At 56.2% G+C, this 1,386-nt stretch carries 1 pseudogene; it reads right to left on the bottom strand.

Going from position 1 to position 1,386, the window contains the following annotated elements:
* Window positions 1–4: 4 nt before the first annotated feature.
* Window positions 5–1,138 (bottom strand): annotated as a pseudogene (locus AB1598_15100) (ISL3 family transposase).
* Between the last annotated feature and the right edge of the window lie 248 nt (window positions 1,139–1,386).

Raw genomic sequence — 1,386 nt, 5'->3', positions numbered from 1 at the left:
GGGTCTACGCGGAATCGTGTGGGTCATTTTTCATGAATTTTGGTAACGGTGGCAAGAAGGCAGCAATGATTTTCAACTTGAGATACTCCTCGTCACGATATCCGTAAGCGCGGCGTTGCAGCACTCGGATCTTGTTGTTGAGCCCTTCGACCATACCGAGACTTACTTTGTTATCTGGATTGCAATAGGAAATGATGCCATCCCAATGACGTTCGATCATCCGTGCAAATTTGCGGTAGGGTTCCAGCCGCTGCCACTTCAGAGCCTCCTGCCAGCGCTCGAAGAAGGCCCGCGCGCCGTGTTCGCTGCGATAGTCCCAGAGCTGCCCGAAGGACTCTTTGAGCAGATAGGCGGTATTGAGCCGCTTGTTGGCGGCGAGCAGTTTCTTGAGCGCGTGACGGCCGTCCACGGAGAGGTTTCCCCGGCTGGAGAGCAAGACGTAGCGACTGCCCTTGATGAAGCTACGATCCCGGCCGGCCAAGCGCCGGTATTCGCTTCGGCGCACCTCATCCAGGGCATCACTGAGGTGGCGCATGATGTGAAACTTGTCGAAGACGATACGCCCATCGGGGAGGTTGCGGGTGACGGAATTACGAAACGGCTTCCACATATCCATCACGGCCAATTCAATACGCGCGCTCTTTTTAGGCCCCAAATCGGCGAAAAAACGATCGAGGTCAGCCTCGCTGCGCCCCTCGCCCCCGACCCAGATGGGGCGCCCCCGCTCCAGGTCGCTGACAATCACCCGGTAGTTATGGCCCTTGCGGATGGAGATCTCATCGATGCCAATGACGCGCGGAGCAGGCAGACCCGCCTTGGCCACCTGCTGTTGCATGTAAAGCTTGTCGAGATCTTTTACCGTGCTGTGGTGCAGGCGCTCCAGCTCTGCCACCGCCTTGTTGGACATATCGCGACAGAGTTTGCCGACATGCATGGCAAAGCGCTGAGTGTAGCGCGGATTCTTTGCCAGCCAATCGAGATGTTCTACATGCACGCCGTTGCACCCCGGACAGTGGACGCGCCAACGGTCGAACTCCAGGTATATTCGCCAGTCGGCCACCGAGAGATCACGCACCTGTTGCGTGCGCATGTCATAGCGATGGCGGCAGCGATGACCGCAGCGGGAACAGATCGCAGTTTTTTTCGCCGCTTGAGAGTGACCACCCTTGCGTAACGGTCACCAAAAACACCTTCAAGCGTTGAGTTGGCCACAAAACCAGGCATTGTGAAAAGTTCGCGCAATGTACGGGGAGAATTCATACGCTGATCCTGCGACTGAGGCGAAACACGTTTTATGCTATACGAAGAATGGGAAAAATACTGGAATTACAGGGGCGAGCCGCTATGAAATCACAGTTTTTCGCCCACACGATTCCGCGCTGATCC

Source organism: Thermodesulfobacteriota bacterium (assembly GCA_040754335.1).
GTDB lineage: Bacteria > Desulfobacterota_D > UBA1144 > Nemesobacterales > UBA2774 > 2-12-FULL-53-21.
Note: the sequence above shows the minus strand (reverse complement) of the source record. Positions and strands in the feature narration are given on the sequence as shown.